The 26,224-nt window shown below is 58.3% G+C and carries 25 protein-coding genes; 1 reads left to right on the forward strand and 24 read right to left on the reverse strand.

Translation table 11 applies throughout. From position 1 onward, the window contains the following. Positions 1 to 20 precede the first annotated feature (20 nt). The 24 genes from RI101_02475 to bamA all read right to left on the reverse strand — a co-directional run bounded on the left by RI101_02475 (position 21) and on the right by bamA (position 24,962). Positions 21 to 911: a glycosyltransferase gene (locus RI101_02475; GenBank protein ID MEC4888902.1), complete on the reverse strand. Its 891-nt coding sequence runs from the start codon at positions 909 to 911 to the stop codon at positions 21 to 23. A gap of 137 nt (positions 912 to 1,048) precedes the next feature. Next, complete coding sequence (locus RI101_02480; GenBank protein MEC4888903.1) at positions 1,049 to 2,080, reverse strand: glycosyltransferase family 2 protein; 1,032 nt, start codon at positions 2,078 to 2,080, stop codon at positions 1,049 to 1,051. Continuing rightward, complete coding sequence (locus tag RI101_02485; protein ID MEC4888904.1) at positions 2,080 to 3,426, reverse strand: oligosaccharide flippase family protein; 1,347 nt, start codon at positions 3,424 to 3,426, stop codon at positions 2,080 to 2,082. Before RI101_02485 ends, RI101_02480 begins: the two co-directional genes overlap by 1 nt. A gap of 129 nt (positions 3,427 to 3,555) precedes the next feature. Further along, positions 3,556 to 4,032, reverse strand: a complete 477-nt coding sequence (locus RI101_02490) for an NUDIX domain-containing protein (GenBank protein ID MEC4888905.1) — start codon at positions 4,030 to 4,032, stop codon at positions 3,556 to 3,558. Positions 4,033 to 4,123: 91 nt separating this feature from the next. Further along, a complete protein-coding gene (locus RI101_02495; protein ID MEC4888906.1) occupies positions 4,124 to 5,068 on the reverse strand; it encodes a GDP-L-fucose synthase in 945 nt (314 codons plus the stop codon). A gap of 2 nt (positions 5,069 to 5,070) precedes the next feature. After that, entirely contained in the window at positions 5,071 to 6,081 is a 1,011-nt protein-coding gene (gene gmd / locus RI101_02500; protein ID MEC4888907.1) for a GDP-mannose 4,6-dehydratase, read from the reverse strand. Between the two features lie 27 nt (positions 6,082 to 6,108). Continuing rightward, a complete protein-coding gene (locus RI101_02505; GenBank protein MEC4888908.1) occupies positions 6,109 to 6,615 on the reverse strand; it encodes a UpxY family transcription antiterminator in 507 nt (168 codons plus the stop codon). Between the two features lie 14 nt (positions 6,616 to 6,629). Further along, positions 6,630 to 7,019, reverse strand: coding sequence for a four helix bundle protein (locus RI101_02510; GenBank protein ID MEC4888909.1), 390 nt, complete (start codon positions 7,017 to 7,019; stop codon positions 6,630 to 6,632). A gap of 165 nt (positions 7,020 to 7,184) precedes the next feature. After that, positions 7,185 to 7,772 carry a winged helix-turn-helix transcriptional regulator gene (locus RI101_02515; GenBank protein MEC4888910.1) on the reverse strand — a complete coding sequence of 196 codons (588 nt, stop codon included), beginning with the start codon at positions 7,770 to 7,772 and terminating at the stop codon, positions 7,185 to 7,187. A 178-nt stretch (positions 7,773 to 7,950) separates the two neighbouring features. Next, positions 7,951 to 8,970, reverse strand: coding sequence for a glycosyltransferase family 9 protein (locus RI101_02520; GenBank protein ID MEC4888911.1), 1,020 nt, complete (start codon positions 8,968 to 8,970; stop codon positions 7,951 to 7,953). Further along, positions 8,967 to 10,001: a glycosyltransferase family 9 protein gene (locus RI101_02525; GenBank protein ID MEC4888912.1), complete on the reverse strand. Its 1,035-nt coding sequence runs from the start codon at positions 9,999 to 10,001 to the stop codon at positions 8,967 to 8,969. The genes RI101_02520 and RI101_02525 overlap by 4 nt, the downstream gene beginning before the upstream one ends. 116 nt (positions 10,002 to 10,117) lie before the next feature. Beyond that, positions 10,118 to 11,833: a D-glycero-beta-D-manno-heptose 1,7-bisphosphate 7-phosphatase gene (gene gmhB / locus RI101_02530; GenBank protein MEC4888913.1), complete on the reverse strand. Its 1,716-nt coding sequence runs from the start codon at positions 11,831 to 11,833 to the stop codon at positions 10,118 to 10,120. Further along, positions 11,830 to 12,933, reverse strand: coding sequence for a tetraacyldisaccharide 4'-kinase (lpxK, locus tag RI101_02535; GenBank protein MEC4888914.1), 1,104 nt, complete (start codon positions 12,931 to 12,933; stop codon positions 11,830 to 11,832). Before lpxK ends, gmhB begins: the two co-directional genes overlap by 4 nt. A 2-nt stretch (positions 12,934 to 12,935) precedes the next feature. Further along, entirely contained in the window at positions 12,936 to 14,321 is a 1,386-nt protein-coding gene (locus RI101_02540; GenBank protein MEC4888915.1) for a 3-deoxy-D-manno-octulosonic acid transferase, read from the reverse strand. A 121-nt stretch (positions 14,322 to 14,442) separates the two neighbouring features. Next, positions 14,443 to 15,069, reverse strand: a complete 627-nt coding sequence (locus tag RI101_02545; protein ID MEC4888916.1) for a lysophospholipid acyltransferase family protein — start codon at positions 15,067 to 15,069, stop codon at positions 14,443 to 14,445. 89 nt (positions 15,070 to 15,158) lie between these two features. Next, the gene (gene msbA / locus RI101_02550) at positions 15,159 to 16,904 is read right to left on the reverse strand and encodes a lipid A export permease/ATP-binding protein MsbA (protein MEC4888917.1); all 1,746 of its coding nucleotides are present in this window, start codon (positions 16,902 to 16,904) and stop codon (positions 15,159 to 15,161) included. Further along, a complete protein-coding gene (gene lpxB / locus RI101_02555) occupies positions 16,892 to 18,022 on the reverse strand; it encodes a lipid-A-disaccharide synthase (protein ID MEC4888918.1) in 1,131 nt (376 codons plus the stop codon). The genes msbA and lpxB overlap by 13 nt, the downstream gene beginning before the upstream one ends. 179 nt (positions 18,023 to 18,201) lie before the next feature. Continuing rightward, positions 18,202 to 19,194, reverse strand: coding sequence for a Gfo/Idh/MocA family oxidoreductase (locus RI101_02560; protein ID MEC4888919.1), 993 nt, complete (start codon positions 19,192 to 19,194; stop codon positions 18,202 to 18,204). Positions 19,195 to 19,218: 24 nt separating this feature from the next. Then, entirely contained in the window at positions 19,219 to 20,067 is an 849-nt protein-coding gene (gene lpxI, locus RI101_02565) for a UDP-2,3-diacylglucosamine diphosphatase LpxI (GenBank protein ID MEC4888920.1), read from the reverse strand. A gap of 5 nt (positions 20,068 to 20,072) precedes the next feature. Beyond that, positions 20,073 to 20,879, reverse strand: coding sequence for an acyl-ACP--UDP-N-acetylglucosamine O-acyltransferase (lpxA, locus tag RI101_02570; GenBank protein MEC4888921.1), 807 nt, complete (start codon positions 20,877 to 20,879; stop codon positions 20,073 to 20,075). A 120-nt stretch (positions 20,880 to 20,999) separates the two neighbouring features. Beyond that, a complete protein-coding gene (fabZ, locus tag RI101_02575; GenBank protein MEC4888922.1) occupies positions 21,000 to 21,458 on the reverse strand; it encodes a 3-hydroxyacyl-ACP dehydratase FabZ in 459 nt (152 codons plus the stop codon). A 37-nt stretch (positions 21,459 to 21,495) separates the two neighbouring features. Then, positions 21,496 to 22,041, reverse strand: a complete 546-nt coding sequence (locus tag RI101_02580) for an OmpH family outer membrane protein (protein ID MEC4888923.1) — start codon at positions 22,039 to 22,041, stop codon at positions 21,496 to 21,498. An 18-nt stretch (positions 22,042 to 22,059) separates the two neighbouring features. Further along, positions 22,060 to 22,614 carry an OmpH family outer membrane protein gene (locus RI101_02585; GenBank protein MEC4888924.1) on the reverse strand — a complete coding sequence of 185 codons (555 nt, stop codon included), beginning with the start codon at positions 22,612 to 22,614 and terminating at the stop codon, positions 22,060 to 22,062. Positions 22,615 to 22,649: 35 nt separating this feature from the next. Further along, on the reverse strand, positions 22,650 to 24,962 hold the full coding sequence (gene bamA / locus RI101_02590; protein MEC4888925.1) for an outer membrane protein assembly factor BamA: 2,313 nt from the start codon (positions 24,960 to 24,962) through the stop codon (positions 22,650 to 22,652). A gap of 336 nt (positions 24,963 to 25,298) precedes the next feature. On the opposite strand from bamA, the gene galU reads away from it, so the two are divergent. Then, entirely contained in the window at positions 25,299 to 26,207 is a 909-nt protein-coding gene (gene galU, locus RI101_02595) for a UTP--glucose-1-phosphate uridylyltransferase GalU (protein ID MEC4888926.1), read from the forward strand. Positions 26,208 to 26,224: the final 17 nt, after the last annotated feature.

The following is a 26,224-nucleotide window of genomic DNA, read 5'->3' on the forward strand; positions in this document are numbered from 1 at the left end:
GGGGAGCACCCCAACCGGTTTCAGCTGAATAGCCGCTCCTTAAGTTTCAATGCGAGAGTATATGGATCGACTCGAAGCAGACGGGAGCGCAGCAACCGATGTCGCCAGATACGCCGCCTCAACGAGGAGAGCTGATGTGGCTGAATCTCCCCGATCACCTGCGAACGACCGTTGCGGAAGCGATGCACGGTCGTTCCACTGAGAACTCGTCGCCCGTACTCCTTGACGGCGTTTGCGTACGCAACCTGTCCGGGCTTTTCCACATTGCTCAAACGTTGACTGCGCTGATCATGGTGCGTACGGCCGAAATTCGCAACCGCCGGAATGAAATACGGACTATAGCCCTCAGTAATAAATCTGAACATAAACCCAAGATGGGGACAGACTCTGAACCAATCCCGCGCGTGTGAATCCGGGAACCACTTCTTAATCACCTCGCTTCTCACACAATAATTCCCCTCGGGCAAGGGAAAACCGCTCTCAAGCCAGAATGCAAGAAAGTTCTGTTTCTGCGGAGGAGGATCCGCAAAAAAATCCTGAAAAGAGACATTCAGCAGATTGCCCTCCTCGGACATGGCTTGGGCAAATCCCCATACCAGCGACACCTCGTCGTCCGACTCAAGCACATCGACACACTTTCGAAACCAGTGGAGATCGAGAAATCCGTCTGAGACGCAACACTGAATGATGTACTGCCCTCGCGCCATGGCAAACGCTTTTTGATAGGCCTCCAGAACGTGATCGTCCGGTTCAGACACCCATCGGAGGTGCGGAAATTCTTTAAGGATCTCCACGGTTCCATCTGTCGATCCTCCGTCAACGACAATGTGTTCGACGTTTTTGAACGATTGCGCCGCGACACTCTCAATCGTCTGCCGAAGAAAGCGGCCATGATTAAGTGACGGCGTCACGACCGAGATCAAAGGCTGCGTGACAATACCCAGATTCTCACTACCCTTGTGCATCATCACGTGGGAATACGGGGAATAATCGTAACTGCAGGCCTTAGCTCAACCACTCCGAGCCTCAACTCGTGCCGACAGCAAAACTACTGTTCGTGCCTTGAAAGATCTTTACCGGAAACATTACTTCCGACCGGATCATATCCTGCCGCACGAAGAGCCGTGGATCGTTTTTCAAAATGAATGTCCTTCTTTACCGGCGGCCCCTCTCTCAACCGAAGCAGTACCAGGAGCCGGCCGACCAATGCACGCACGCGAAGAACGGTGATGGCGATCAGGAACGTGTAGTACGTCCGTACCCGCAAGGCGTATTTCACGGTCCCATTCAATCGAGACTCATTCACCACCCGGACAATCTTGTGGACGAAACGCCATTGATGCTGAGTAAAGAACCACCATGCGAGGAACACAGATTGTCCTTTGGGGCTCCCGCTCGCCAGAGAAGGGTCATACCCTCGATACTTGTTGCGATAGAAGAATAGAATCTCGTCGATCGTGTGCACCTTGCTCTGCACCATGAGCTTAATGAGGAACAAGTTATCCACATCGGCGATCGTTTCGTCAAAGGTATCGAACGGCAGAGCCGCCAAGTACGCTTCGCTCCGATAAACACCGAAGATCGTCGGAACCACTCGGCGTTGCCCGAGATAGCGCCACACATTCAGAAACGGAGAATCATCTTTCGTATAAAGGTGTCGCCTTGCCAGCAGCCGCTGCGCACCTCGGTTCCCCTCCACATCCACATAGCAGGCATTGGGAAACACCAACCCAACATCGGGATGCCGCTGAAGATACGTCACAAGAACACTGAGAAAATTCGGTGCCCAGAGATCGTCATCACATGCGATCATGCAGAATTCACCCGTCATGAACGTCGCAAGATGGTTGGCGGCATCGTGAGAAATACGATTGACCGTATCCAGCACATACTTCACCCGCGCATCGCGGCGTTCGTACTCGCGACAAATTTCCGCCGTTCGATCGGTCGATTGGTTGTCGAGAATCACGATTTCGAACTTCGGATAGTCTTGGGCCAGCAATGAGTCCAGTGCCAAGGGCAGAAAAAGTTCCCCGTTAAGCACCGGCACCATAATTGTGACAAGACCTGGCACCCTCATTAGACTCTCCTTACCACTGGGAGCACCTCGCGGAGCCAGGATTTGGCCATGACATACTGCAGGCCCACCATCAACAAACCTGAGATCGTGAGGGCAATCACTGCTCCGCTATCATTTAATTCACCCAGGACCACCCGCATCATCCATCCCATCAAATACAACGGAGTACCTAGCACTGCCGCATATAGGATCCTCCGGATAGGCCACACAACCGGCAAGGCACGGCAACTGAGGGGAATCACCACGATAAGAACCGCCACTCCGGCCGCCAGAAGGGCTAACGCCGTTCCCAACAGTGGCTCATAGGGTGCCAGAAGGTAGACCAATGTAGGGGCGATGAGCGCACCAACGACAACGGGCAGAACGTTGACGCTCATATCGAGTTTCACCAACCCAAGTTGGTAGAGTACGGATGAGATGGCGCGAAACGTTTCCGTCAATGCTGGCCAAAGAAGAATCGACGTTACCGTCTGAAATTGTTCACCTAAGAGCAGCTTCACCATAAATGCGGCATTCCCTGCTAGAAATGCGCCGAATAACATGACCGCAGGAATGTACGCTGCAGCATAGGCATTCCAAGCCTGTGTCATGCCTTCTGCATCATGCCCTTTGAGCGCGCGAAACAGGGTCGGGCTATAAAACTCATTGAACAATGTTTCAAAGGTCTGCATCGGCACGGAGCAAATCATATACCCAGCCGCAAACAGCCCCACAGTCGCAATGTCGGCAACCGAGGTAAGCACAAACCGATAACTCTGCGACTGGATCCAATAGAGTATGTAAATGATTGCTTGCGGCCACACAAACGTGAATACCGTCCACCAATCAAATGGGAGCCTCCTCACTTGGTCTGAAATGTGCACAGGAGCATTCGCTTTGGCATACCGATCAAAAAGTACATAGGACAGAGAAGAAAGAAGAAACCCACAAAAGATTCCCACCAGCCACATCTCCGCACTTGCTTCACTCCTCGAATACCACAGCGCAAAGAGCAGCCCCCCCCAAGCCGCAATATTCCCAAATGCCACATACAGAAACCGATGACCGATCAAATTGAGTCCCATCGTCCCCATCGTGTGGAGTGAAAATCCAGCTGTATAGAACGCTACCAATGCGCCAACCCAGACAGCCCCAATACCTGCAACCAATACCAACCAACTCTGAATTGCCCAGGCCCCCGCGCCAAGAACCAGCGTGCCAATCAGGACAATCAGAAAATATGCCCTTAATTTTTGACTCAATGTTCCAGCATCCATCCACTCGAGACATCCTCGCCCGATATACGCCGCCACAGGCATCAGCAAGGCCGACGTCCCCAAGGTCGCGAGACTCATCAGTTGGTTCATGCTCCCGACATCGCCTGGAGACAATAGAGTCGTCGCGGTCTTAATGGTGACAAGGCCGGCGAGCACTTGAAGGCCTCGTCCAAGCCCAAGCAACAGGAGGTCCTTGAATGGTGTCACTACGAATCCATCCTAGCGCAGGACCCCACGCAGGCCTTCGAATGCATCGATTATCGGTTGCCGCGCCGGAGGCACAATTTCTTCAGGCAACTGACCAGACGTAAAATAAGCTAACTCTTCGCTTTCATCGCTACAGGCCAGACAACCAGCGAGCACTCGTGCTGCAACGATCACATCGATCAATTGCACTACATCTCCGTTATCGGGATAGGTCACAATCCGGCCGTTCGGGTTCGAATACACACCGATCAGATGGGTAATCTCCACGGTCAATCCGGTTTCCTCAGCGACCTCTCTGACCGCGGCAGCCAGCAGCGATTCCCCCGGTTCCACCCTTCCTCCCGGCAGCCCCCACCAGCCACAATCACGGCGTTTCTCCATGAGGATCGACTGTTCAGGCCCCCAAATTACCACCCCGACTCCTGCTCGCACTCGCATCCCGGCGACAACGGCATTTCCATACATTGAGACAGCCCGATCACCGGTCATACCGCTTCATTAAACCGATGGCGGATTGCACACATGCAGCTGGCGTCACACCGGTACCACACCCCGGACGTCGCTCTCGGCCGCCGCCGCGTCATCCCTCACTCCCCTCCCGACGATACCACTCAACAGTTTGGCGAATTCCCTCGCAAAGCGGTGTCTGCGCTTTGAAGCCAAACGCATGCTGCGCCCGTGACGTATCGAGGCATCGCCGTGGCTGGCCGTTGGGGCGCGAAGCATCCCAGACAATCTTGCCAGCAAAGCCGGTTAGCTCGGCGACCATTTCGGTCAACGTCTTGATGGAGACTTCTTCCCCCGTTCCCACATTGACTGGCTCGTTCCCATTGTACCGTTCCGTCGCAAGGACAATCGCTTCAGCGCAATCTTTGACGAATAAAAACTCTCTCGTCGGCGTTCCATCTCCCCAGCATACGATTCGATCATCCCCTCGACGAACAGCCTCGACGCACTTTCTAATCAACGCGGGAATGACATGGGACGTGTGCAAATCAAAGTTGTCTCCAGGACCATACAAATTGACCGGCAACAAATAGATGGAATTGAACCCATACTGCTGTCGATAGGCCTGCCCCTGAACGAGCAACATTTTTTTGGCCAATCCATACGGAGCATTGGTTTCTTCCGGATACCCGTCCCATAAGGCTTCCTCCCTAAAGGGTACAGGAGTAAACTTGGGGTAAGCGCAAATCGTGCCGAGAGACACAAATTTCTCAATGCCCAACTTCCGCCCCATCTCGATGAGCTGCACCCCCATCATCAAGTTGTCATAAAAGAATTTCCCGGGATTGTCGAGGTTCGCACCAATCCCGCCAACCCTCGCCGCGAGATGAATGACAAGGTCGGGCTTCGCATCACGATAGACGCGTTCGACCCCCTCTATGCTGACAAGGTCATACACTTGGCTTCTCGGCACGAAAACCTCCGTGGCTCCCCGTGCCCGAATTAACTCGACCACATACCGGCCAAGAAACCCTGCCCCTCCCGTCACCAACACACGCTTGCTTACCCAGAATCCCACCGTCACTTGCCTCCCTGTGTTCCCTCCAACAATCGCCGCTCGTGCTGCAAATCGGCATGTACCATTGTCTCCACCAGTTCAAGAAAAGACATTTTCGGCTGCCACCCCAATTTCCTTCTGGCCTTGGAGGCCTCGCCTATAAGCAGATCTACCTCCGTGGGGCGATAATATTTCGGATCGATCTTCACATATTGCTTCCAGTCCAGACTAAGATGGCCAAAAGCCACATCCAGAAACTCTCTGACCGTATGGGTTTCTCCGGTCGCGATAACGTAATCATCCGGCTCTTCTTGCTGCAGCATCAACCACATCGCTTCGACATAATCTCCCGCATACCCCCAGTCTCGCTTTGCATCCAGATTCCCGAGGTACAGATCCTGTTGCAGTCCGAGCTTGATCCGAGCAGCTGCTTTCGTAATCTTTCTCGTAACAAACGTCTCTCCACGTCGCGGAGATTCGTGATTAAACAAAATGCCGCTGCAGGCAAAGAGGCTGTATGCCTCACGATAATTGACGGTAATCCAGTGCGCATACAGCTTGGCCGCCCCATAGGGGCTTCTCGGATAGAACGGAGTGGTCTCCCGTTGTGGAATCTCCTGAACCTTGCCGAACATTTCACTTGAGGAGGCCTGATAGAACTTTGGCCTGAGCCCGGACTCACGAATGGCTTCCAAGAGGCGAACGGTGCCCACGCCGGTCACCTCCGCTGTGTACTCAGGCACATCGAAGCTCACTCGCACGTGGCTCTGCGCGCCTAAATTGTAAATTTCATCGGGCTGTGTGGTTCGGAGAATCTTATTGAGGGAACTGGCATCGTTGAGATCTCCATAGACAAGGCGCAACCGTACATCGGGAATGTGGGGATCCTGATAGATCGGATCGATCCGTCCGGTATTGAACGAACTGGATCGTCGAATAATGCCGTAGACCTCGTACCCTTTACTCAAAAGCAATTCGGCAAGATACGATCCATCCTGACCGGTAATACCTGTGATCAACGCTTTCTTAGCCATGACAAATCCTGTGATTTAACTGCAATACTATGCCTGCACCACATCCCGCACATCGATTTCCACCGCGGCCGCTTGCTGAATCAGCCGAACACCGATGACCAGCCGGTGGCGTTTTTCTTTACGGAGAAGGATCCCCTGCAGGCCCTGAAGCGGCCCCCGCACAACTTCCACCGTCATCCCTTCATGGAGGTAGGGGTGCGGATCATAGGGCAGCACGCTCGCCATGAGGGTCTTGATGGCGTCAATCTCTTCATCCGGGATCGGTTCAGGACGGCTCCCGCTCCCCACCACTTCCACCACGCCCGAAACCTTCTGCACTGCAAGCTTGTCTTGCTGCAAGAACCGAACGAAGCAATAGCCGGAGAAGAGCGGGACTTCGACCTCTTTCCGCCGATCTTTCCACTGACTAAGCCGCTTCACCGTCGGCAGCAAGGGCTCGATCCCCTGTTTCTCCAATTGATCGCGCACCAACTTTTCATGGCGAGATCGAGTCCGTACAGCGTACCAGTGGGGAGATTGGTCTGTCTGGTTCATTTAGTCTGTCTGGTCTATCTGGTCGGTCTCGTCTGTCTGGTTGCAGTCCGGAGGTATTTAATCAGGCCAGAGATCATCTTGCCTGTCTTCTCCGCTTGCGCGTAAATCTCGTCAAAGCTCTCTTGGGAAAGATATTTTTGGTCGACGGCCACATAGAGGTGGCTTTGAGTTTCTGCCGCTGAAGACATCGCTATGAATAAGAACTGTCCAAATTCTTTGTCCGAATGCCGGACAAATCCCTCAGCGATGTTAGACATTACTGACACAGACGCCGCTTGGATTTGTCCGCACAAACGAATATCTCTCTTCCAGGAGGAATTGCGGTCAATCGCTTCATACACGTGCCTCACGAGCTTTCGAGCCTCCTGCCAACAATCAAGATCTTCAAAACGCGTGATCTTCATTGCGCTAGACCATTTGGTCTGTTTGGTCTTTCTCGTCTATCTGGTCAACTGACCGAACAGACCAGATAGACCGAATAGACATCTTTGACCAGACAGACCGTCTTCGGATACAGCTTCGCCCTCTCACTTACAGTGAACAGAAAAACGCTCCTACAATCGCGCGTCTTAGACCGACGGTCCCAAGGCTAAGACTTTTCCATTCGGCACGAGCTGTTGCAGCAACAGCTCGCGATGCTCTCGCGACCGATCAAGATCCGCCAGCAACACCGCGTCAAACTCCCACCACGCCACCCTATCGGGCTTCGAAACCGGGTAGGACAAAAAGGTCTCCGCCTCGCCGTCGTCAATAAACCCCACAAGCACCAAATCCATTTCCCGCAATGAGAGATAGGCCAATTCCGCCAATTCGTTCGTCCCGAAAATCACGACCCGCGTGCCACCATCCGCCATCATTCGCGACAAGACCTCGCGTAACCGGGCACGCATCTCCCGGTAATGGGCCAACGAATATTGCATGTAGAGATACGTAAGACGGGATTTCTCGGCAAATCCCTGGGGCGTGAGCAAGTAGCGAATACGGTGAGAAGGAATGGTCGTGGCCTTGACGTACCCTTTTCGCGCCAGCCGTTTCAGATACAAATTGGTCAGGCCAAGCGCGACGCCCAATTTATTCGCAAGGGTACGCTGCGTGACCGCGCCGTCCCGTTCTAACTCCGTCAGAAGGATCAGATCCCGCTGCCCTTGAACATTCATTCGTTAGAAATGAACACTAATGGACAATGTTCAGCATATGAACACAATTAGCAGAATGAGTCAAGGCGCAAATCTACAAGGGGTGGTACGCGGCGAGGCGGGCGTGACTGGCGAGAAATGCGGGACTGGCTGAACTGGCGAGCAATGCACGTCTCGCTCATCGCGCCTGCCTCGCACCCTATATATGGTGAATGGCAAGAGGGGTCCTGGATTGGATCACCTGCTCCACATGCGTCGACAAGCCAGAGACAGTTAGACGATCCATGCAATCCCAATAGGAACAGGCTTCACCGATGCATTTTTCACAGGTCGGCACATCCGGACGAAGCAGCACGCCAAGACCCAAGGGCTTCCACCTGGTCGGCAAATTGTTCCGTCGCGGGTCGAATAAGCTCACATTCGGCACATTGAGAGCCGCCGCCAGATGCGCCGGCCCGGTTGCGCCTGACACCACTGCTTGCGAGACCGCAATCAATCCCATGAGGTCGCGCACCGACAACTGCCCCATAAGATTTCTGATTCTCCCATCGAGCGGCACCGCTTGTAAGGCTTCTTCCTGAAATTGCGCTCGTTCCGTCTCGCTGCCGGTCAGAATCACCGAACACCCTTGCTCCACAAGCAGATTGGCCAGGTCGCGATAGTGCTGCGGCCGCCAGCGGCGAGCCGACACCCCGCCGGGATGAATGATCACCCGCCTTCTTGCGTCACCACCCCATCGCTGCTCCCCCGCTGCGCGCTCGCGCTCGGTCACAACCAGCTGAGGACGGCGAACCTCTCCCGGAGTGAGTCCCAGCCCCTTCAACATCCCGACATTGTATTCGGACTCGTGTTTGGCAAATGTACTCCGGTGTTCATGGGTCCAACGATTCGCCAGCACACTCTGCCAGCGAAAGCCGATGGCGACTCGAATGGGAACCCGAGCCAGCCACGCCGCCCACATCAGCCGGCGAAATGGTTTAAGGAAAATGGCCGCATCGATCCCTCCCGCAAACGCTTCTCGCATCGTCTGCGTCGGCGCATGCACCGTACAGGTCCGCACATAGTCGATGTCGGGATGATGCTCCAAGATGGGGGCGGCAACCGGATTCGCGAGCATCCCGATACGGACGCCGGGAATCAGTTGGCGCAGCTGCGTGGCGACAGGAAGCGCCAGCACCAGATCGCCCATCCCATCCGGCCGCACAATCAGCACATTCATCGCGGCACCATGCGAAGGGCCCAGCGATCCCGCACCGCCGCAACCACTTGAGCAGGAATAATGCGCTGAAGACATTCCATCTGGACCGCATTCCGGCACACCCGGCTGAAGCAAGGGCGGCAAGGGATCTCGTGGGTCAAGACGGCATGTCCTTCTCCATAAGGGCCGGTGCGCACAGCGCTGGTCGGACCAAACACCGAGACAACGGGAGTCCCTACCGCGGCCGCCACATGCATGGGACCGGAATCGTTCGTGATCAACAACGAAGCCTTGGACAACAAGGCCGGCAAAATTCCGAGCGTCGTCTCACCGATGAGGTCGATCACGGGACAATCCGCCAGCCGCTTCATTTGCTCGCCTTCCCGGCGCTCATCCGGCCCCCCGATTACGACAATCGGCCCCACCCCTTCGCGCGACAATTGTGCCGCCACTGCGGCAAACGATTCGACCGGCCAGCGCTTCGTCGGCCAGCGGGCGGAGATATTCATCGCTACCCACGGCGCATCGACATTCACGCCCTTTCTTCGCAACACCTCCCCGACAGCCGAATAATCCTGACTCGGCAATCGGAATCGAAACTGCGGCCGGCCCTGCACCGCTGCGCCAAGGGCGGCAACCATAAGCAGATACCGGTCCACCGCATGCATCTCGGGCATGGGCACGGCAACGCGGCGGGAATAGAACCACGGACTGCCCTCGCGCCCATTGGCAAATCCCACCCGCGTTGGGCACCCGGTCAGCCACGCCAGCGCCGCGCTCCGCAAAAGGCCCTGAAGATCGAGCACCAGATCGAACCGCTGACGCCGCAGCGCCGGGACAGAACCGGTCCACCCGCGTACCGTGAAATCGATCGGCCACACACGATCGACGCCCTCAACACGCTCGACCACCTCAGCCCATTGCCGTTTGACACACCAGGTCAGATGGGCCTCCGGCCAGTGCTGTTTGAGCGCCGCCACGACAGGAAGCGTGTGAACAATATCTCCGAGCGAGCTGGGTTTGATGAGCAGGATGCGTTGGAAATCAGACATTGGCTCCATAGGTCTATCTGGTCTGTTCAGTCTATTTGGTCGTCTGGCCTATTTGGTCCTACTCGCGCCATCGACTCGACAAACGAGATAGACCAGATAGACAAGACAGATCACTTTTACCGCTGATTCGCATCCGCCAGAATCCACTCGGCCGCATCGGAGAGCGAGGAAACGACGGCATCGGCCTCCCTGCACTCCCCGTCCTCTTCAGGAGATCCATGGACTTTCGTCTTGACCAGCACCCGCTTGGCCCCAATCCGTCTCGCCAGCTCCATATCCTTGGCATGATCGCCAACAAGATAGGATCGCGAGAGATCGATGGCTAACTCGTTCACCGCCTGTTCGACCATCCCGGTCTCCGGTTTTCGGCAATGACAGGTCTCGTCCGGATGATGGGGACAGAAATACATCCCCGCGAACGAAGCACCAGCCTCACCGGCCAGCCGCCGCAGCTTGGCGTGGATCTGCTCCAGATCGGCCGTTGAAAAGAAGCCTCTCCCGATCCCCGACTGATTCGTCACCAGCACCAGCCGCGCCCCGGCCCCTGTCAGTCTGGCCAGCGCCTCCGGCACACCGGGAAACAGTTCGAACTGCTCCGGGGAACGAATATAGCCGGGATCGGGATTCAAGGTCCCATCACGATCTAAAAAGACGGTGACTCCGTGAAGAAGGTCTGTTCGGTCTGTCTGGTCTGTTCGGTCTATCTGGTCAGTCTGGTCCGTCGAAGAACTTCCTCCTCGACCAGATAGACTAGACAGACTTCTTTGACCAGATAGACAAGAGAGACCGGCCTCATACACCTGATCGACCGTGACTCCCGTCATGCAGCGATGATCGATGGGACACTCCCGCAACAGACAGGGCGCGCACTCGACCGGGTGCCGAACCATGCCCTGCTCCTGGCCGTAGGGCGCCGTCGTGCGCCAATCGGTCGGGCCGAACACGGCCACCACTGGCACACCGAACGCCGCCGCAATGTGCATCGGCCCCGTATCATTCGTCACCAACAGGGCGCAACGCTTGGTCGCCGCCATCAATTCACGAATCGTCGTCTTGCCGGACAACACCACCGAACGAATTCCAAGCCGCGCCGCGATGGCCTGCCCCAGCTCCTCTTCACCCTTCGCTCCCAGGATGATCACCGACAGGGTCCGCCCCTGCTGCCGGCCGATCTCCAGACTCAGTCGTGCTACGGTCTCAGCAAACCGCTCAGGCAACCAGCGCTTGGCCCCGCCATAGGTCGATCCGGGGTTGATCCCCAAAACGAGATCCGTCTCGGCAATGCCGGCTTCCACCAAACGGCGATCCATCGCCCGTTCTTCGTCTTGATGCAGCGTCAACATCGGAGAGGCCGGCGTGCCGGCGAGCCCCAACGGTCTGAGCATATCCCAATAGTAGTGCACTTGATGTCGTAAGGCCTGCCGGTCGGGAACCGCCACAGGATCGGTCAGAAAAAAGACCCGCCCATCGGTGGCATACCCGTAGCGGCGGGGCATACCGGCCAGCCACGTGAGCAGCGCCGCCTCAAACGCATTTTGAAACAGCACCGCGAGATCGAACCGCTGCCGCCGCAACGTCCCAGCCAGCGTCCACTTTCCCGAAAGCCCCGCGTGGATCCCCTTGTCCTCATACCGCACGACATGATTCAGGCCAGGATAGGCAACGAAGAGCTCCGCGATCGCCGGTTTCGCCAGCAAGGTGAGCTCCGCCTGCGGAAAGAGCGACCGAAGACCTCGAAGCGCCGGTTCGCACATCACAGCATCGCCGATCCAATTCGGCGCCCGTACCACGATGCGACGAAACGCCGCGCTTTTCCCGCTCATCCTGCTCATCGCGCTGTCCCTTCCGCCTCCTCCCCCTCGCCCCTTGCCTCGTGCCCCGTGCCCACTATAAGCCCGCGCAACCGCGCTTCCCCGCGCACCACATCCGCGCGCAGCCGCAAGGCCCACCACTGGTCATCAGCCGCCAGCAGCGGCGCGAGCTTCCCGGCATCTTTTTCCGTCGTCAATACGATCTCCGCCCCCACGCGAGCAGCCTGTCCGCGAATGCGAACTACATCCTCCAACCCATAGCCATGATGATCGATATACGCCGTTTCGCCCAACACCTGTATTCCAAGATCCATGGCCAATCGCCGGAACGCCTCGCTGTTACCGATCCCGCTCACCAGCCAGGCCTTCTTCCCGACAACCCAATCGACAGGGTGACGGTCGCCGGTCATCACGGATACGAGCTCATCTGACTTGAACCGCACTTCCACGGCGAGCGACTCAGAAGGCAGCATCCTCTGCAAGCGGCTGCGAACCGCCGACACGTCCCGCTCCGAGTCAGCGCGCGTGATCACCACGGCCGTCGCGCGCCGCACGCCGTCCAACGGCTCGCGGAGCCGCCCGGCCGGCAGGAGCGCATCCAATCCTGTGGCATCCATCGCATCCACGAGCACCACATCGCAATCTCGCGAGAGCGCCCGATGCTGAAACCCGTCATCCAGGATGATGCAATCCACCGGTTCTTGCGCCAATACCCAACGGCCCAAGGAGGCACGATCCGCCCCGACCGCCACGATGGCCTTCGGACAACGGCGCGCGATCAGATAGGGTTCGTCTCCCGCTTCGCCTGGTCCGGCCAGCAGACTCCGGCCATCCGACACCAACAGGCGAGACGCCGTCGATGCACGTTTGTATCCCCGGCTGAGGATCGCCACCCGCTGGCCCTGCGCCAGCAGCCATTCCGTCAAGAGAATCACCAGCGGGGTCTTGCCGGTGCCTCCGACGGTCAGGTTCCCCACACTGATCACGCGGCAAGGCAGCCGTGCCTGCGCACACCACCCGCGATCATACGCCCGCATCCGGAGCCGGACCACGAGGCCATATAGAACGGCCGCCCATCCCAACCAGGATCGAACCGGATCCCCCGGTCGCAACCACGCCACGCTTACGACCCCACCATCGCAGCCTGCGAGGCACGATCAGCAGACCGGGACGCAGAATGACGAGCGGTTCGGAAGCACGCTTCAATGAGATCGAGGCTCCGCTTCAATGCGCCTTGATTATCACGCACCATCTGGCGCGCCGCCTCACCCGTGCGACGGCACGCCTCCTCATCCGTGAGCCACTGGCTCATCTGGCGTGCAAGCTCATCGGCATTCGCAACCCGCACGCCTCCGCCTGCCTCCAGCAACATCGCGGCAATCTCCGCGCAATGATCCGTATAGGGGCCGAACAGCACCGGCTTGCCCCACACGGCCGGCTCCAATAAATTATGCCCCCCCACAGGCACCAGCGTCCCGCCGACAAAGGCGACCGCCGCTTCGCCATAGGCCTGAGCCAATTCCCCCCGCGTATCGAGAATGATCACCCGCGGCCCGGTGACTCTCCGATCGAGCTGGCTCTTGCGTTGCACCGCCAATCCGGTTGACGCGACCATCGCGATCACCGCCGGCACGCGTTCGATATGACGCGGAGCCAGCATAAGAGCGGCATGAGGATGCCTGCCGATAACTTGTTGATAGGCCGCGACCAGCGCCTCTTCCTCACCCGCATGCGTACTGCCGGCGAGCAGAAGCGACTCGCCCTCATGCACCCCCAACCTGGAGCGAAACGAGGGCTCGGCCACCGTCGCCGGCATGGGCTGATCGAACTTGATGTTGCCGGTCCTATGCACCCGATCGGCATCGGCCCCCAAGGCCACGATGCGCTGCACATCGCGCTCCGATTGCATAAGACAGAGCGTGAGCGACCGCAGCACGGAACGATAGAACGACGTGAGACCGGCGACATGCTGCCGTGAAAATGATCGTGACGACAACCGGCCATTGACCAAAACGGCCGGCACCTGCCGGTCCCGCAGAGCCCACAAGAGATTCGGCCAGAGTTCGGTCTCGACGAACACATAAAGCACAGGCTGCCACTGCGCGATCGCGTGTGACACGGCCCAGGGAACGTCGAGCGGAGCATACCGGTGTTCCGCCACCCCAGCCAATCGCTGCTCGACCGCCTCCCGGCCTGTTTCCGTGACCGTCGACACGATGAACCGGTGATCGGGATGGCTGCGGTGCAGATCTTTCACCAGCGGCGTCACCGCCACCACTTCGCCGAGAGACACGGCATGAATCCAGATAGTCGGTCTATTCGGTCTGTCTGGTTCGTTTGGTCTGTCTGGTCGACCCGATGGACGAGACAGACTAAATAGACCAAACAGGCGATCCCCGCCGAACAACCGTTGGCGCAGTCCCCGACGGCATCGTTTCTTGGCGAGCAGAATGCAGAGAATGATCGGAGTAGCCAGAATGAGCAGCGTATTGTAGAGCAGTCGCCACATGAGATTGCTACAGCGCGAGAGAGGCGCGACAGGCGAGACTAGCACGCCCCACCTTTCACGCCAGTCTTGCTTTTCCCGCTCATCGCGACAACGTCCGCTTCCGCCTCAGCTGTCAGCCGATTCAGCGCTGATTCCAGTTCGACGCGAGCGGCTTCAAGGGCAGCCTCATCCGCCTCGCGCGAGACCCAGATCGGTGCGCCCCAGAGGAACAGTCCCCGCGAGAAGGGATACGGCACCATGAAGCGATCCCAGCTCGAGAAGAGTTTTTTTTTGAGCAGCCAAACCCCAAGGGAACAATCGGCAACCCGGTGGCCTTCGCCAGCTGAATCACGCCCAGCTTGGCCACCTGCCGAGGCCCTTTGGGGCCGTCCGGCGTCACCACCACATCTTTCCCCGACCGTCCAAGCTTGATCAACGCACGCAACGCTCCGGCTCCGCCTCTCGTACTCGACCCGCGCACCGCCTCGTGGCCGAATCGGGCAATAATTCTGGCAATGATCTCTCCGTCTCCGTGCTGGCTGATCAAGACATGCGAGCCGGCGCCGCGATAGCCAAAGGGGATCATCAACTGCTGCGCATGCCAGAACGCGAGAATGATCGACCGCCCCTCGCGATACAACGCATCCACCGGTTCATGGCCCCGCTGCTCCAGCCGCATCGTCCCCTTAATTCCGCGGATCACCAGCGCCCCGAGCGGCGGCAGCACCGTAAACTTGAGCCAATTCTCGATGCGCTTCTTTATGCTCATGTGGTTCATCTCGTCTGTCTGGTCTATCTAGTCTGTTTGGTCTATTCGGTCTATCTGGCCACTTGGTACTTGTCACCTGTCACTTGGCTTCATCCATTCGCGACATCCTGAAACTGCATCGCATGCAAGCGCCGATACAATCCGTTCTTCCGCAGCAACTCCTCGTGCGACCCGATCTCGGCAATCCTGCCCCGGTCCAAGACCACAATCCGATCCGCATTCTGCACTGTCGAGAGACGATGAGCAATCACCACCGTCGTCCGGTTCCGCATTAAATTGCTTAACGCCAACTGCACAATGCGCTCGGATTCCGTGTCGAGCGCGGAGGTCGCTTCGTCGAGAATCAGCAACGGCGGGTCCCGCAAAATCGCCCGCGCAATCGCCAGCCGCTGGCGCTGGCCGCCAGACAGTTTCACACCCCGCTCACCGATCACCGTGGCATACCCGTCCGGCAATTGCATGATAAAGTCATGGGCATAGGCCTGCACGGCCGCTCGTTCCACATCTTGCGGGCTCGCACCGGGACGGCCAAAGGCAATGTTATTCGCCACCGTATCGTCGAACAACACAATGTCTTGCGAGACAATTCCGATCTGGGCGCGCAACGACGGCAAGGAATAGGATTCCAGCGGCGTGCCATCGAGCAGAATCCGTCCGCTCGTCGGCTGATAAAATCTGGGCAAGAGGCTCACCAGCGTGCTCTTTCCACTCCCGCTGCTGCCCACGAGCGCCACGACCTCGCCGGTACGAATCGCCAGGTCGATCCCCGACAGCGCCGCCGCCGTCTGCCCGTTATAGCTGAGCGCCACGCCTTGGAACTCGATGCCCTGGCGGATGCCCTGACACTCCACCGTCCCTCGATCCTGGTCCTGCTCCGTTCTCAGATCGAGCACTTCATACACCCGTTCAGCCGCCGCCAAGGCCTGCTGAATCAAATTATTCGAGCCCGCCAGTTTTCTGATCGGCGTAAACGCCATAAACATGGCCGTGAGAAAGGAGAAGAACGCCCCCGGCGTCATCTCATCGTGAATGACGAGGTAGCCGCCATACCAGATAATCACCGCCACGCCGATGACGCCGATCACTTCCATGTGGGACGACCCGATCGACCACACTTGATTCGCCTTGAGCGTCGTCGCGAGAAACGCCTGGTTGCTGACGGCAAAGCGCTGAGCTTCCGCCTCTTCCCGTTTGAACGCCTTCACCATCCGGATGCCGCTCAAGGTCTCCTGAATGGTGTTCGACATGTCGCCCATCCGCTCCTGCCCCTTGGTGGCCAGCGTCCGCAGGCGCCGGCCCATCCGCGACATCGTGACGACCGACAGCGGAATGACCACGATCGACAGGCCGGCCAATTTCCAATTTTGATAGAAAATCACCCCCAGCATCACGAGAAACGTGAGGCTGTGCTGGAAAATATCTTTCAAGACGTTGGACACCGCGTTGGCCATCAAGCTGACATCGTTGACGACGCGCGAGACCAGCCGACCTGAGGTATTCTCGTCGTGATACCCCACCGGCAAGCGCATGAGATGCTGGAACAGCGCCTGACGGATATCCGCAATCACCCGGTTGCCGACATAACTCGTCAAATAGGTCTGCCCATAGCTAAAAAAAGCCTTCACAATCGATACGCCTAACAGGGCCAGCGGCAAGGCCAGCAACAGGCTCTCGTTTTTTTCGATGAAGATGCCGTCAAGCACCGGTTTGACCAACCAGGCATAGAGGCCGGACAAGGCGGCCACCGCCCCTGAACAGGCGATGGCCACGATGAACCGCGCCCGATACGGGCGGACATACCGAACGAGACGTCGAAATCGCTCTAGGCTCGACATGTGTCCAACACCACCTGGGCCGCCCGATACGACGCGCCCGGCTCTCCGAGGCTGGCCTTCACCGCCGCCAACGCCCGTTTCATTTCATCATACGCCGCCGCATCTTCCAAGAGCCGGCGAGCCTCTTCATACAATCGCTCACCCGTCGCCTCATCCTGAATCAGTTCGGGCACAACCGACCGGCCGGCGACCAGATTGACCAGCCCGATCCATGGTACGCGAATCAACCAGCGCGCCAGCCGATAGGTCACCCGATCGGTTCGATAGAGCAGCACCATCGGAGTACCCACGACGGCGGCCTGCAGCGTGGCGGTCCCCGACGCCACCAAGACGAGATCCGACACAGCCATCACTTCGCTGGCCTGCTCCTTCACCACCGTGACCGGCACGGCGCTCTGCCGCAGAATCGGCTGAATGAGATGATCGGAGATTGTGGAAGCCTGCGCCAAAATAAATTGCATGTCAGGGCGGGCGCGCGCCAGCCGTTCCGCAGCCTCCAGCAAGGTCGGAAGCAGGGACTGGACTTCGCGGGACCGGCTTCCCGGCAACAAGGCCACCACAGGCCCGCCCGTCTTGACTTGAAATCGCTCCCGCAAACTCGTCCGGTCGTAGTGCGGGGCCACCGCATCGAGCAAGGGATGGCCGACAAACGTGCACGGCAGCCCAACTTTCTGATACAGCTCGGCCTCGAATGGAAGAATGACGATCACCCGATCCACCCGCTGCTGGATATATTTCATCCGGCCCGGATTCCACGCCCAGATCTGCGGTGCAATATAGTAGATCACCCGCAGGCCCGCCGCCTTGGCAAACCAGGCATAGCGGAGGTTCAATCCCGGGTTGTCGATAAACACCACGGCATCCCACGGTTCCGATCTGAGCAGCCGGCGCATGGCCACAAACCGCTTGATGACCGCGCGGATGGCCGACAGGCCGATCAGCCCCATGATATCGAGATGGCCGAAGCCCTCCACGAGCCGTACGCCCGCCGCCTTCATCGCCGCCCCTCCGACGCCCACCAGCGTCACGTCCGGATCGAGCGCCTTCAGCGCCCGCGCCAGATTCGCTCCGTGCAGATCGCCTGAGGCCTCACCGCTGATGATCAGAACCTTGGGCATACTGAGGGGACTCCACTCCAGACATTTGTTCAACACACCAAAGATTTGTAAAACCGCAGGCTGCTCAAAAAGGCCGTCCAGCAAGGCCGCAGCGAGAGAAGAGGCGAGGCGTACAGCTTCAGTACGTTGAGCCTCTGAGCGATGCGAGAACGCCGCTGGCGGACTTTTTCAGCAGCCTGCTACGACTGGCGCGCGGCGAACTCCTGAATCGCTTTGAGCACAAGATGGGCGGCATCCAGCGCTGCCGCGCCGTCATCGCCGGACACCTCGGGACGGGACTCAGTCCGAATGGCCTGCACGAACGATTCGAGCTGCAGCTTCAGCGGCTCGTCGGCATTTCCCTGGAACTGCTCGGTATCGAGCGTCGGCCGTTCACCGGGTGGCGACACGCGACGGGAGATGATGCCCTGCCGGGTCTGGAAATCGATGGACACATAGCCATCGCGCTGAAACAGACGCAGGCGGCGCATCTTATTGGTCGAAATACGGCTGGCGGTCAGATTGGCCACACACCCGCTGCTGAATTGGATGCGCGCGTTCGCGATATCGATGGTCGGGGAGAGCACGGCCACACCGGAGGCCCGCACCTCTTCGACTGAACCGGGGTTGAACGAAAGGACCAGATCCAGATCGTGAATCATTAGATCGAGTACCACATCGACATCCGTACCCCGTTCGTTATACGACGCCAACCGATGGGCTTCGATGAAGACCGGCCGCTGAATGTGGGGCCGCATGACCCGCATGATCGGATTGAATCGCTCGCTATGCCCGACTTGCAGACGGCGCCCCTTGGCCTTCGCCAACGCCACCAGCTCATGCGCCTCGGCCGGCTGCACGGCGATCGGCTTTTCGACCAGCACATGCTTGCCCGCTTCGAGACACACCTTGGCGACGGCATAATGCGACGAGGTCGGAACGGCCACGCTCACCAGATCGACATGCGGCAACAGCTCGGCCGGGCTGCCGTACACCTGCGCGCCATGGCGGCCGGCAATCTCCTGTGCCCGCTCGAGACTTTGATCCGTCACTCCGGCGAGCGTGACACCGGGAATCGACGCATAAAGCCTCGCATGGTGCTGTCCCAGATGCCCGACCCCAATGACTCCCGCGCGCAAAGCCGTCATGCCTTCCTCGTCTGTCTGGTCTGTCTGGTCTGTCTGGTCATTCACGCCTCACGGCTCACCGATCCCCCATCACCTCTCCATCGGCTCGACCTGCTTGAGCCCGACAATGGCAATTCCAAACCCTTGGGCCTTTTCCAGCACCGCCTCGCGATCGAGGATCACCGTCCGGCCGGCTTCGACCGCCAAGACGCTGGCCTTCACCGAGGCCATCACGTCGATCGTGCGCGGCCCGATGGCCGGCAGATCGAACCGCAAGTCTTGCTGCGGCTTGCACCGTTTCACGACCACCGCGCCGTCTTTGGCCAATTCACCGCCCCGCTTGATGGCGCCGTCAGTCCCTTCCACCGCTTCGACTGCGACGACGACCTTGTCCTTGATCACCACACATTGGCCGATATCGAGACGGCCGATGGCTTCAGCCACCTGCCATCCATATCGAATATCGTCCCACTCTTTCTTGGTCGGCGTACGGGACGTCAGCGGGCCTTCTTCAACCAGAATCCCCTCAAGCCCGAAGGTCGATTCGCAAATGACGATCCCTTCCCGCTCCAACTCAGCCGCAAATTCCCGCAGGATATCGTCATCCTTCCACAGAGCCACCCGCGCGGCCAGGGCCAGCGTGCGAAAATCCGGACGGACGGTGGTGAAGACGTGCGTTTTCTTGATGCCCCCCAGCATCACGGCCTGCCGGATTTCATCCTCTTTGAACGCCTGAATCAGCTTATTGAGCTGGCCGATCTTGATCCACTGAATACGATCGACGTGGCGCGCCAATTCGGGATCCGTCTCCCCCTCGTGAGCAACCGCCGAGACGTGATAGCCCAGCTTGCGGGCATTGTCCGCAAAGATGATGGGGAAACGACCGTTCCCGGCAATCAACCCGATTCGGCCGCCAGTGGTAGGAGATGACGTGACCACCCCGGTTAGTCCTCACCCTCCTGGTCTTTCACCACCGAACGGGACACACCGCGCTTGGTCCCCTCGATAAACGCCAGCATCTGTGCCACATCGGCCTGGTCCTTGAACTCGGCCTTGGCCAGCTTGACCGCTTCGGCAATCTTATGGCCCGAACGGAACAACAGATCGTAGGCCTTCTTGATCGCCGCAATCCGGTCCGAGGAAAACCCGTGCCGGCGGAGCCCGACGGAATTCAAGCCATAGAGATGGGCACGATACCCGCCGGCCGCGCGCGTAAACGGCGGCACATCCTGCCCGATCGCGCAGCACCCGCCCACCATGGCATAGGCGCCCACACGGACGAATTGATGGATGCCGGTCAAGCCGCCGATGATCGCATGGTCGCCGACGGTAATGTGCCCGGCTAGGCTGGCGGCGTTCGCCATGATCAGATGGCTCCCCAAGCGGCAATCGTGCGCCACATGCACATAGGCCATGAGAAAGTTCTTATTGCCGACGGAGGTGATCCCGCCGCCCTGCACCGTCGCGCGGTTAACCGTGACATATTCGCGGAAAATATTATCATCGCCAATGACGACTTTGGTCGGCTCCCCCTTATACCCCAAATGCTGCGGAGGGCCGCCGATCGATGAAAAGGGATGGAATTCGTTGCGCTCGCCGATGTCGGTCCATCCCTCCACCGTGACATGGGAGAGGAGGCGGGTGCCTTTGCCGATCGTCACATGCTCGCCGACCAGGCAAAACGGCCCCACCGCCACGTCATCGGCCAGCTTTGCCTTGGGATGCACTATCGCTGTCGCATGAATCTGCACGCTAAACCTCCAGTGATCCGTGATCGGTGATGGGTGATAAGACGGAACGGCGGGACGCGCGAGAAACGCGCGACTCGGTCATGCCTCGCATCCCGCATGGCTCGCCCGCCGTGCGGCAGATCACGCATCACCCTTCACAGCTTTTTCTTCCGTCACCATCGCCGTCACTTCGGCTTCACACACCAACTCGTCGTCCACAAACGCTTTCGCTTGCATCTTCCAGAACGGAGCCCGTTTTTTCACCACCTCGATCTCGAACCGCAGTTGGTCTCCGGGCACCACAGGCTTCCGGAACTTCGCATGATCGATCCCGGTAAGATAGACCACCGGCTGCCCGGTCGTGATGACCGACTTGAACGCCAGCACCCCGCCGACCTGCGCCATCGCTTCGATGATCAACACACCCGGCATGACCGGCCGGCCCGGGAAATGGCCTTGAAAAAACGGTTCATTGACCGTGACATTCTTGATCCCGACAATGCGGCGATCGGGCTCCAGTTCCTTGATCCGATCGACCAGTAAAAACGGATACCGGTGCGGGAGTAATGCCTGAATCTCTGCTTGTTCCATACCTGCCATTGCCGCTGCCTCCTCTCCCCGTTGCGCCTGCCTGCGATTATTTGTTCTGGCGGTCGAACTCTTTCACCACCTGATCGGTCACATCCAGCGCCGGCTGATGATAGAGCACGATCCGGACCGAGGTAATGCTCCCCTTGTCGAGAATGGCCAGGTACCCCTCTTTTTGCGCCACCGCCTGAGCCGCCTCGGCAATTTTCTTCGAATACTCCATCACCATCTCCCGCTGCTTCTGCTGCACCTCGCGGTTAAAGTCCGCCAGGCGCCGCTGATAGGCTTCGAGCTTCGCCCGGAACTGCTCTTGTTTCTCCTGCTTGGCCTGCTCGCTCAGCTTGCTATTGGGGTCCTGAATGGACTGCTCGAAGTCTTTCAATTCCTGGTCGTCCGCGCTGATGATTTTCTGGCGCGTCAGCGAGTAGCTCTTCATCTCCTCCAAGGCCCGCTTCCCCGCCGCCGATCGCTCCATCACCGCCTGCTGGTCCATCACACCGACTTTGGCCGGTTCCGCCGCCAGCGCGGATTGCACCAGCCCCACACACCCCAGCACCAATCCAAGCCCCCATGCGATTCCCTGATGTCGTTTCATCGCGCGCCTTCCCTCCTGTTAGGGATATTCTCGGTTGAATTCCTCGATCACCTGCCCGGAAATATCGAGCGTGTCGTCATGATAGAACGTGGGTCCGCCCTTGCCCTTGTCGAAGACCACCTGAAGCCCCAACCGCTTGGCCACCTTGCCGGCGACCAGCTCGACCTTCTCACGGAAACCATCCATCACGTCCTTCTGCTTTTCCTGCACTTCCCGATTGAGGTCCGTCACCTTCTGCTGATACTCCTGCATCCGGCGGCGAAACACTTCTTCGCGCTCCCGTTTCGCCGCAGGGCTGAGGACGCTGGCCTGCTTCACAAAGTCCTCCTCCATCCGGCGCAGCTCTTTTTCATCCAACTCGATCAGGATCTGGCGGTTTTTCGCAAACGCCGCGAGGCTGTCCTTGGTTTTTTTTCCGGCCGCCGTATCGGACAGAATGCGCGCGGGATCCAGCACCCCGACCTTTCCCTCCACCTTGCCGCCGGCTCCGGCGCAGCCGGTTGCAGACGCCACCAGAACAACCAGGAGGGCCACCTGCGTCCAGCCTGCCATTGACCATGCAAATCTATTCACAGCGTCCCTTCTCACCAGACTCCTTCACTTTCCGCTTAGAAAATAGACCCGATCGTGAACTCAAACACACCCGTCCGCTCGCCAACCTTCGGATCCAAATTCAGCCCGTAGGCCACCCGCAGAGGACCGAAGGGAGAAATCCACCGGCCTTCGATACCCGCCGCTTTCCGCAAATTCAGCGAGAGCTTCTCATTATCGTCGAAGCCCTTTCCATAATCGAAGAAGATCACGCCATTGAGCTTCGCTTCGGATGAAATCGTAAAGACATAGTCGAAGTTGAAGATCAATTGTTTCGAGGCGCCGACGATGGTGTAGAAATTCGGGACCACAGGACCAGCCTTACCAAACGCAAAGCCGCGCATCGTATTGATGCCGCCGACAAAGAACCGCTCGGTCAGCGGGACCTGCCGTTCCCCCAACGCCTCTACCGCGGCATAGCGGGCGCGCACCGCGAACCGGGTATCGAACGGCAACGGCGTATACTTCATGATGTCGAGATTATATTTGTAAAAATTATTGCTTCCTCCGAGCATCGGAGTGCCAAGGTCAAAGCCACCTCCGATCCGCCAGCCCGTCCGGGGATCCAAGTAATAATCCCTGGTATCCCGGAACAGCGCGGTCCGAAATCCTGTGGTTGTCTGGCTGCCGAGCTGCCGGCAGATCAACGGCAGGAGATCCGGACAGAGGCCTGCTTGCGGATCCTTAAACCGAAGCTGTTCGGCAAAAAGACTGACGCTCCCCGAGACATACTCCGAGAGCCATCGTCCAAACATGACACTCGCGCCGGTTTTCTCCTCAAAATACGACAGGTAATTCGTCATGCTGCGGTAGATATCCAATTGCAGCGAGGTCAATGAGTCGTTGAGATAGGGGTTGCGAAAGGTGATCAAGCCCAGGGACCGCCGCTGGCCGAGCTGCCCGCGAATACGTCCCATATACCCCTCGCCGAAAAGATTGCCTTCCGTAATGTCCGCCATCGCGACCAGCTGGTCGAGCGTGCTGAATCCGCCGCCGATGCTGAACTGCCCCGTCGGCTTCTCTTTCACGCGCACATTGAGATCGACCTTGTCCGGAGCCACCTGCCCGGGAAGAATTTCCACCGTTTCAAAGAAGTTCAAATTGTTCAGCCGCTGGAAACTCCGTTTCAATGCCGCCGTATCGATCACATCCTGCTCGTCGACACGGATCTCCCGGCGGATGACGTTGTCGCGGGTCTTGTCGTTGCCGACGATATTGATCTGGCGAATCCGCATCATCTCACCCTCCTTAATGCTGAGGATGATGCTCGCCGTGCGCTCGTCATTGTTCGGGTTGACGTTCGGCACGACATCGGCGAACGCATAGCCCTTGCTGCCGTATAAGTCGGTCAACCGCGTGACTTCGTCGCGGAGCTTGGCCCGCTGAAAGATCTCCCCGTCCTTGATCTTCAGTTTTTCCCGGAGCTCCGCATCCTCGAACACGGTGTAGCCGCGGAATCCCACTTCGGACACGGTGAACGGCTCTCCCTCGGCAACATTGTAAGTCACCGTAAACCACTGCTTGTCCTCGCTCAATTCCACCGTGGGCAGGCTGACTTGTGCGTTGAGATAGCCTTTGTTCAGCAGGACCTCCTTGATCCGCTCAACATCGTTGGGCAGTTCTTCCTGCTTCAAGATCCCGGCATCCGACACGAACGACGGCAACTTCAATTGCGTGATGAGCCCATACCAAGGAATCCACTCCCGCACCGCCACAAGCTTGAAAATTTCTTCCTTGGTCGCAGCCCGCATCCCATCGAACACCACCGTCTTCACCCGCGCCTTCTCACCTTCCTTGACGAAGAACGTGAGCCGCTTCTGCTCCTCGTCCAGCGTTTGCACAACCGGGGTGACTTGGGCGTTGTAATAGCCCTCTTCCTGGTAGGCCACGCGAATTTTCTCCGCGCTTTCCTTGGCCTGCTGCTGGTCCAAGAACGACTGGCCCTTGATCGTGGTTTTTTCCTTGAGCTTATCGTCGCTCAAATTCACATTGCCGTCATACACGATCTCGGTAATGAACGGCTTTTCCCGCACGACGAATACCACCGCCATCCCGCCCGCGACCGATTCCGTTTCGACCTGCACATCCTCAAAATATCCCGTGTCATACAGAATCTTGACCTGGCCGCGCACCGTTTCGGGCGTGTAGGGATCATCCACTTTGAGCGTCAGCCGCCCGGTAATCGCGGGCACCTCGATCCGTTTATTGCCGCGGATATCGACCGCTTTGACCTTGGGAGTGACCGCCTGCGCCCAGACGTCCCCGAGGGTCATCAGAACGGAGAACAGCGCCAAGGCCAACACCACCCATTGGGATTTTCGACACCACATTACAGCCACAAACGAAGATGCCCCCACCCCAATCGGGATAATCGTGATACCGGGAAGTGATCGCCCGTAGCACCTGTATAGACACAGCCGAAGGCTTAATCCCTCAGCCCCCAAACCGCTCTCTGAGACAGCTCATAGGTGTGCCTCCCCGGGCTGTGTGGACATCGCCAGACACCGCCCCACGGCAGACAACGCGAGCGCGAAACTTCCGGATTATATTGATGCCTTGAGTTGATGTAAAGGATTATGGGGCCGAGGAAATTTGCCCGCGCGCCACGACGTTTCAACTGCGCCCATTTCTTGACTTCACTTGACCCATCACATACTATCGCACAGATGCCATCCTATACTGTTCGAAAAGCTGTCATCCCCGCGGCAGGCCTCGGGACGCGCTTCCTTCCCGCCACCAAAGCATCGCCTAAAGAGATGCTCCCCTTGGTCGATAAACCGTTGATTCAATACACGGTCGAAGAAGCCGTCGCCTCGGGCATCGAGGACATCATCGTCATCACCGGCCGAGGCAAGCGCGCCATCGAAGACCACTTCGACCGCTCAGTCGAGCTCGAGGAAAACCTTAAAGGCACCGGTAAATCCCAACTGCTCAACCAGATGCGCCAGATTTCGACCCTGGCCAACTTTTGCTATGTCCGCCAGCCGGAAGCACTCGGATTGGGCCATGCCGTGCTCTGCGCGCAGCGCCTGATCGGCGACGAACCCTTTGCGGTCATTCTCGGCGATGAAATCATCGATGCGCCGGTTCCCGCGCTCGCGCAACTCATCCACGTCTATAACAAGCGCCATGGGGCCGTGCTGGGCGTACAAGATGTTCCCAAACAGGACGTCGGCCGCTACGGCATCGTCACGCCCAAGCGACTCGGCAAAGGCCTGCACCGCGTCATGGACCTCGTCGAAAAGCCGTCACCGGCTGAAGCGCCGTCCACGCTCGCCGTGATCGGGCGCTATATCCTTCCGCCGGAGATCTTCCCGATTCTGCGCAAGACGAAGCCCGGGAAAAACGGTGAAATCCAATTGACCGATGCGTTGAAAACTTTGGCGAAGCAATCACCCATGTACGCCCACGAAGTGGTGGGACTCCGCCACGATGCCGGAGACAAATTAGGGTTTTTGATTGCCACCGTCGAGTTCGCACTGAAAAATCCGTCTCTGGGCCCTGAGTTTCACGAATACCTCTCAACGAAAATGCGGGCAAACGCCGCCAGACACACCACTCGCCGATCACGCTAGATACGACGATAGAGAAG

Origin of the sequence: Nitrospira sp., assembly GCA_035968315.1 — a bacterium.
Taxonomy (GTDB): domain Bacteria; phylum Nitrospirota; class Nitrospiria; order Nitrospirales; family Nitrospiraceae; genus Nitrospira_D.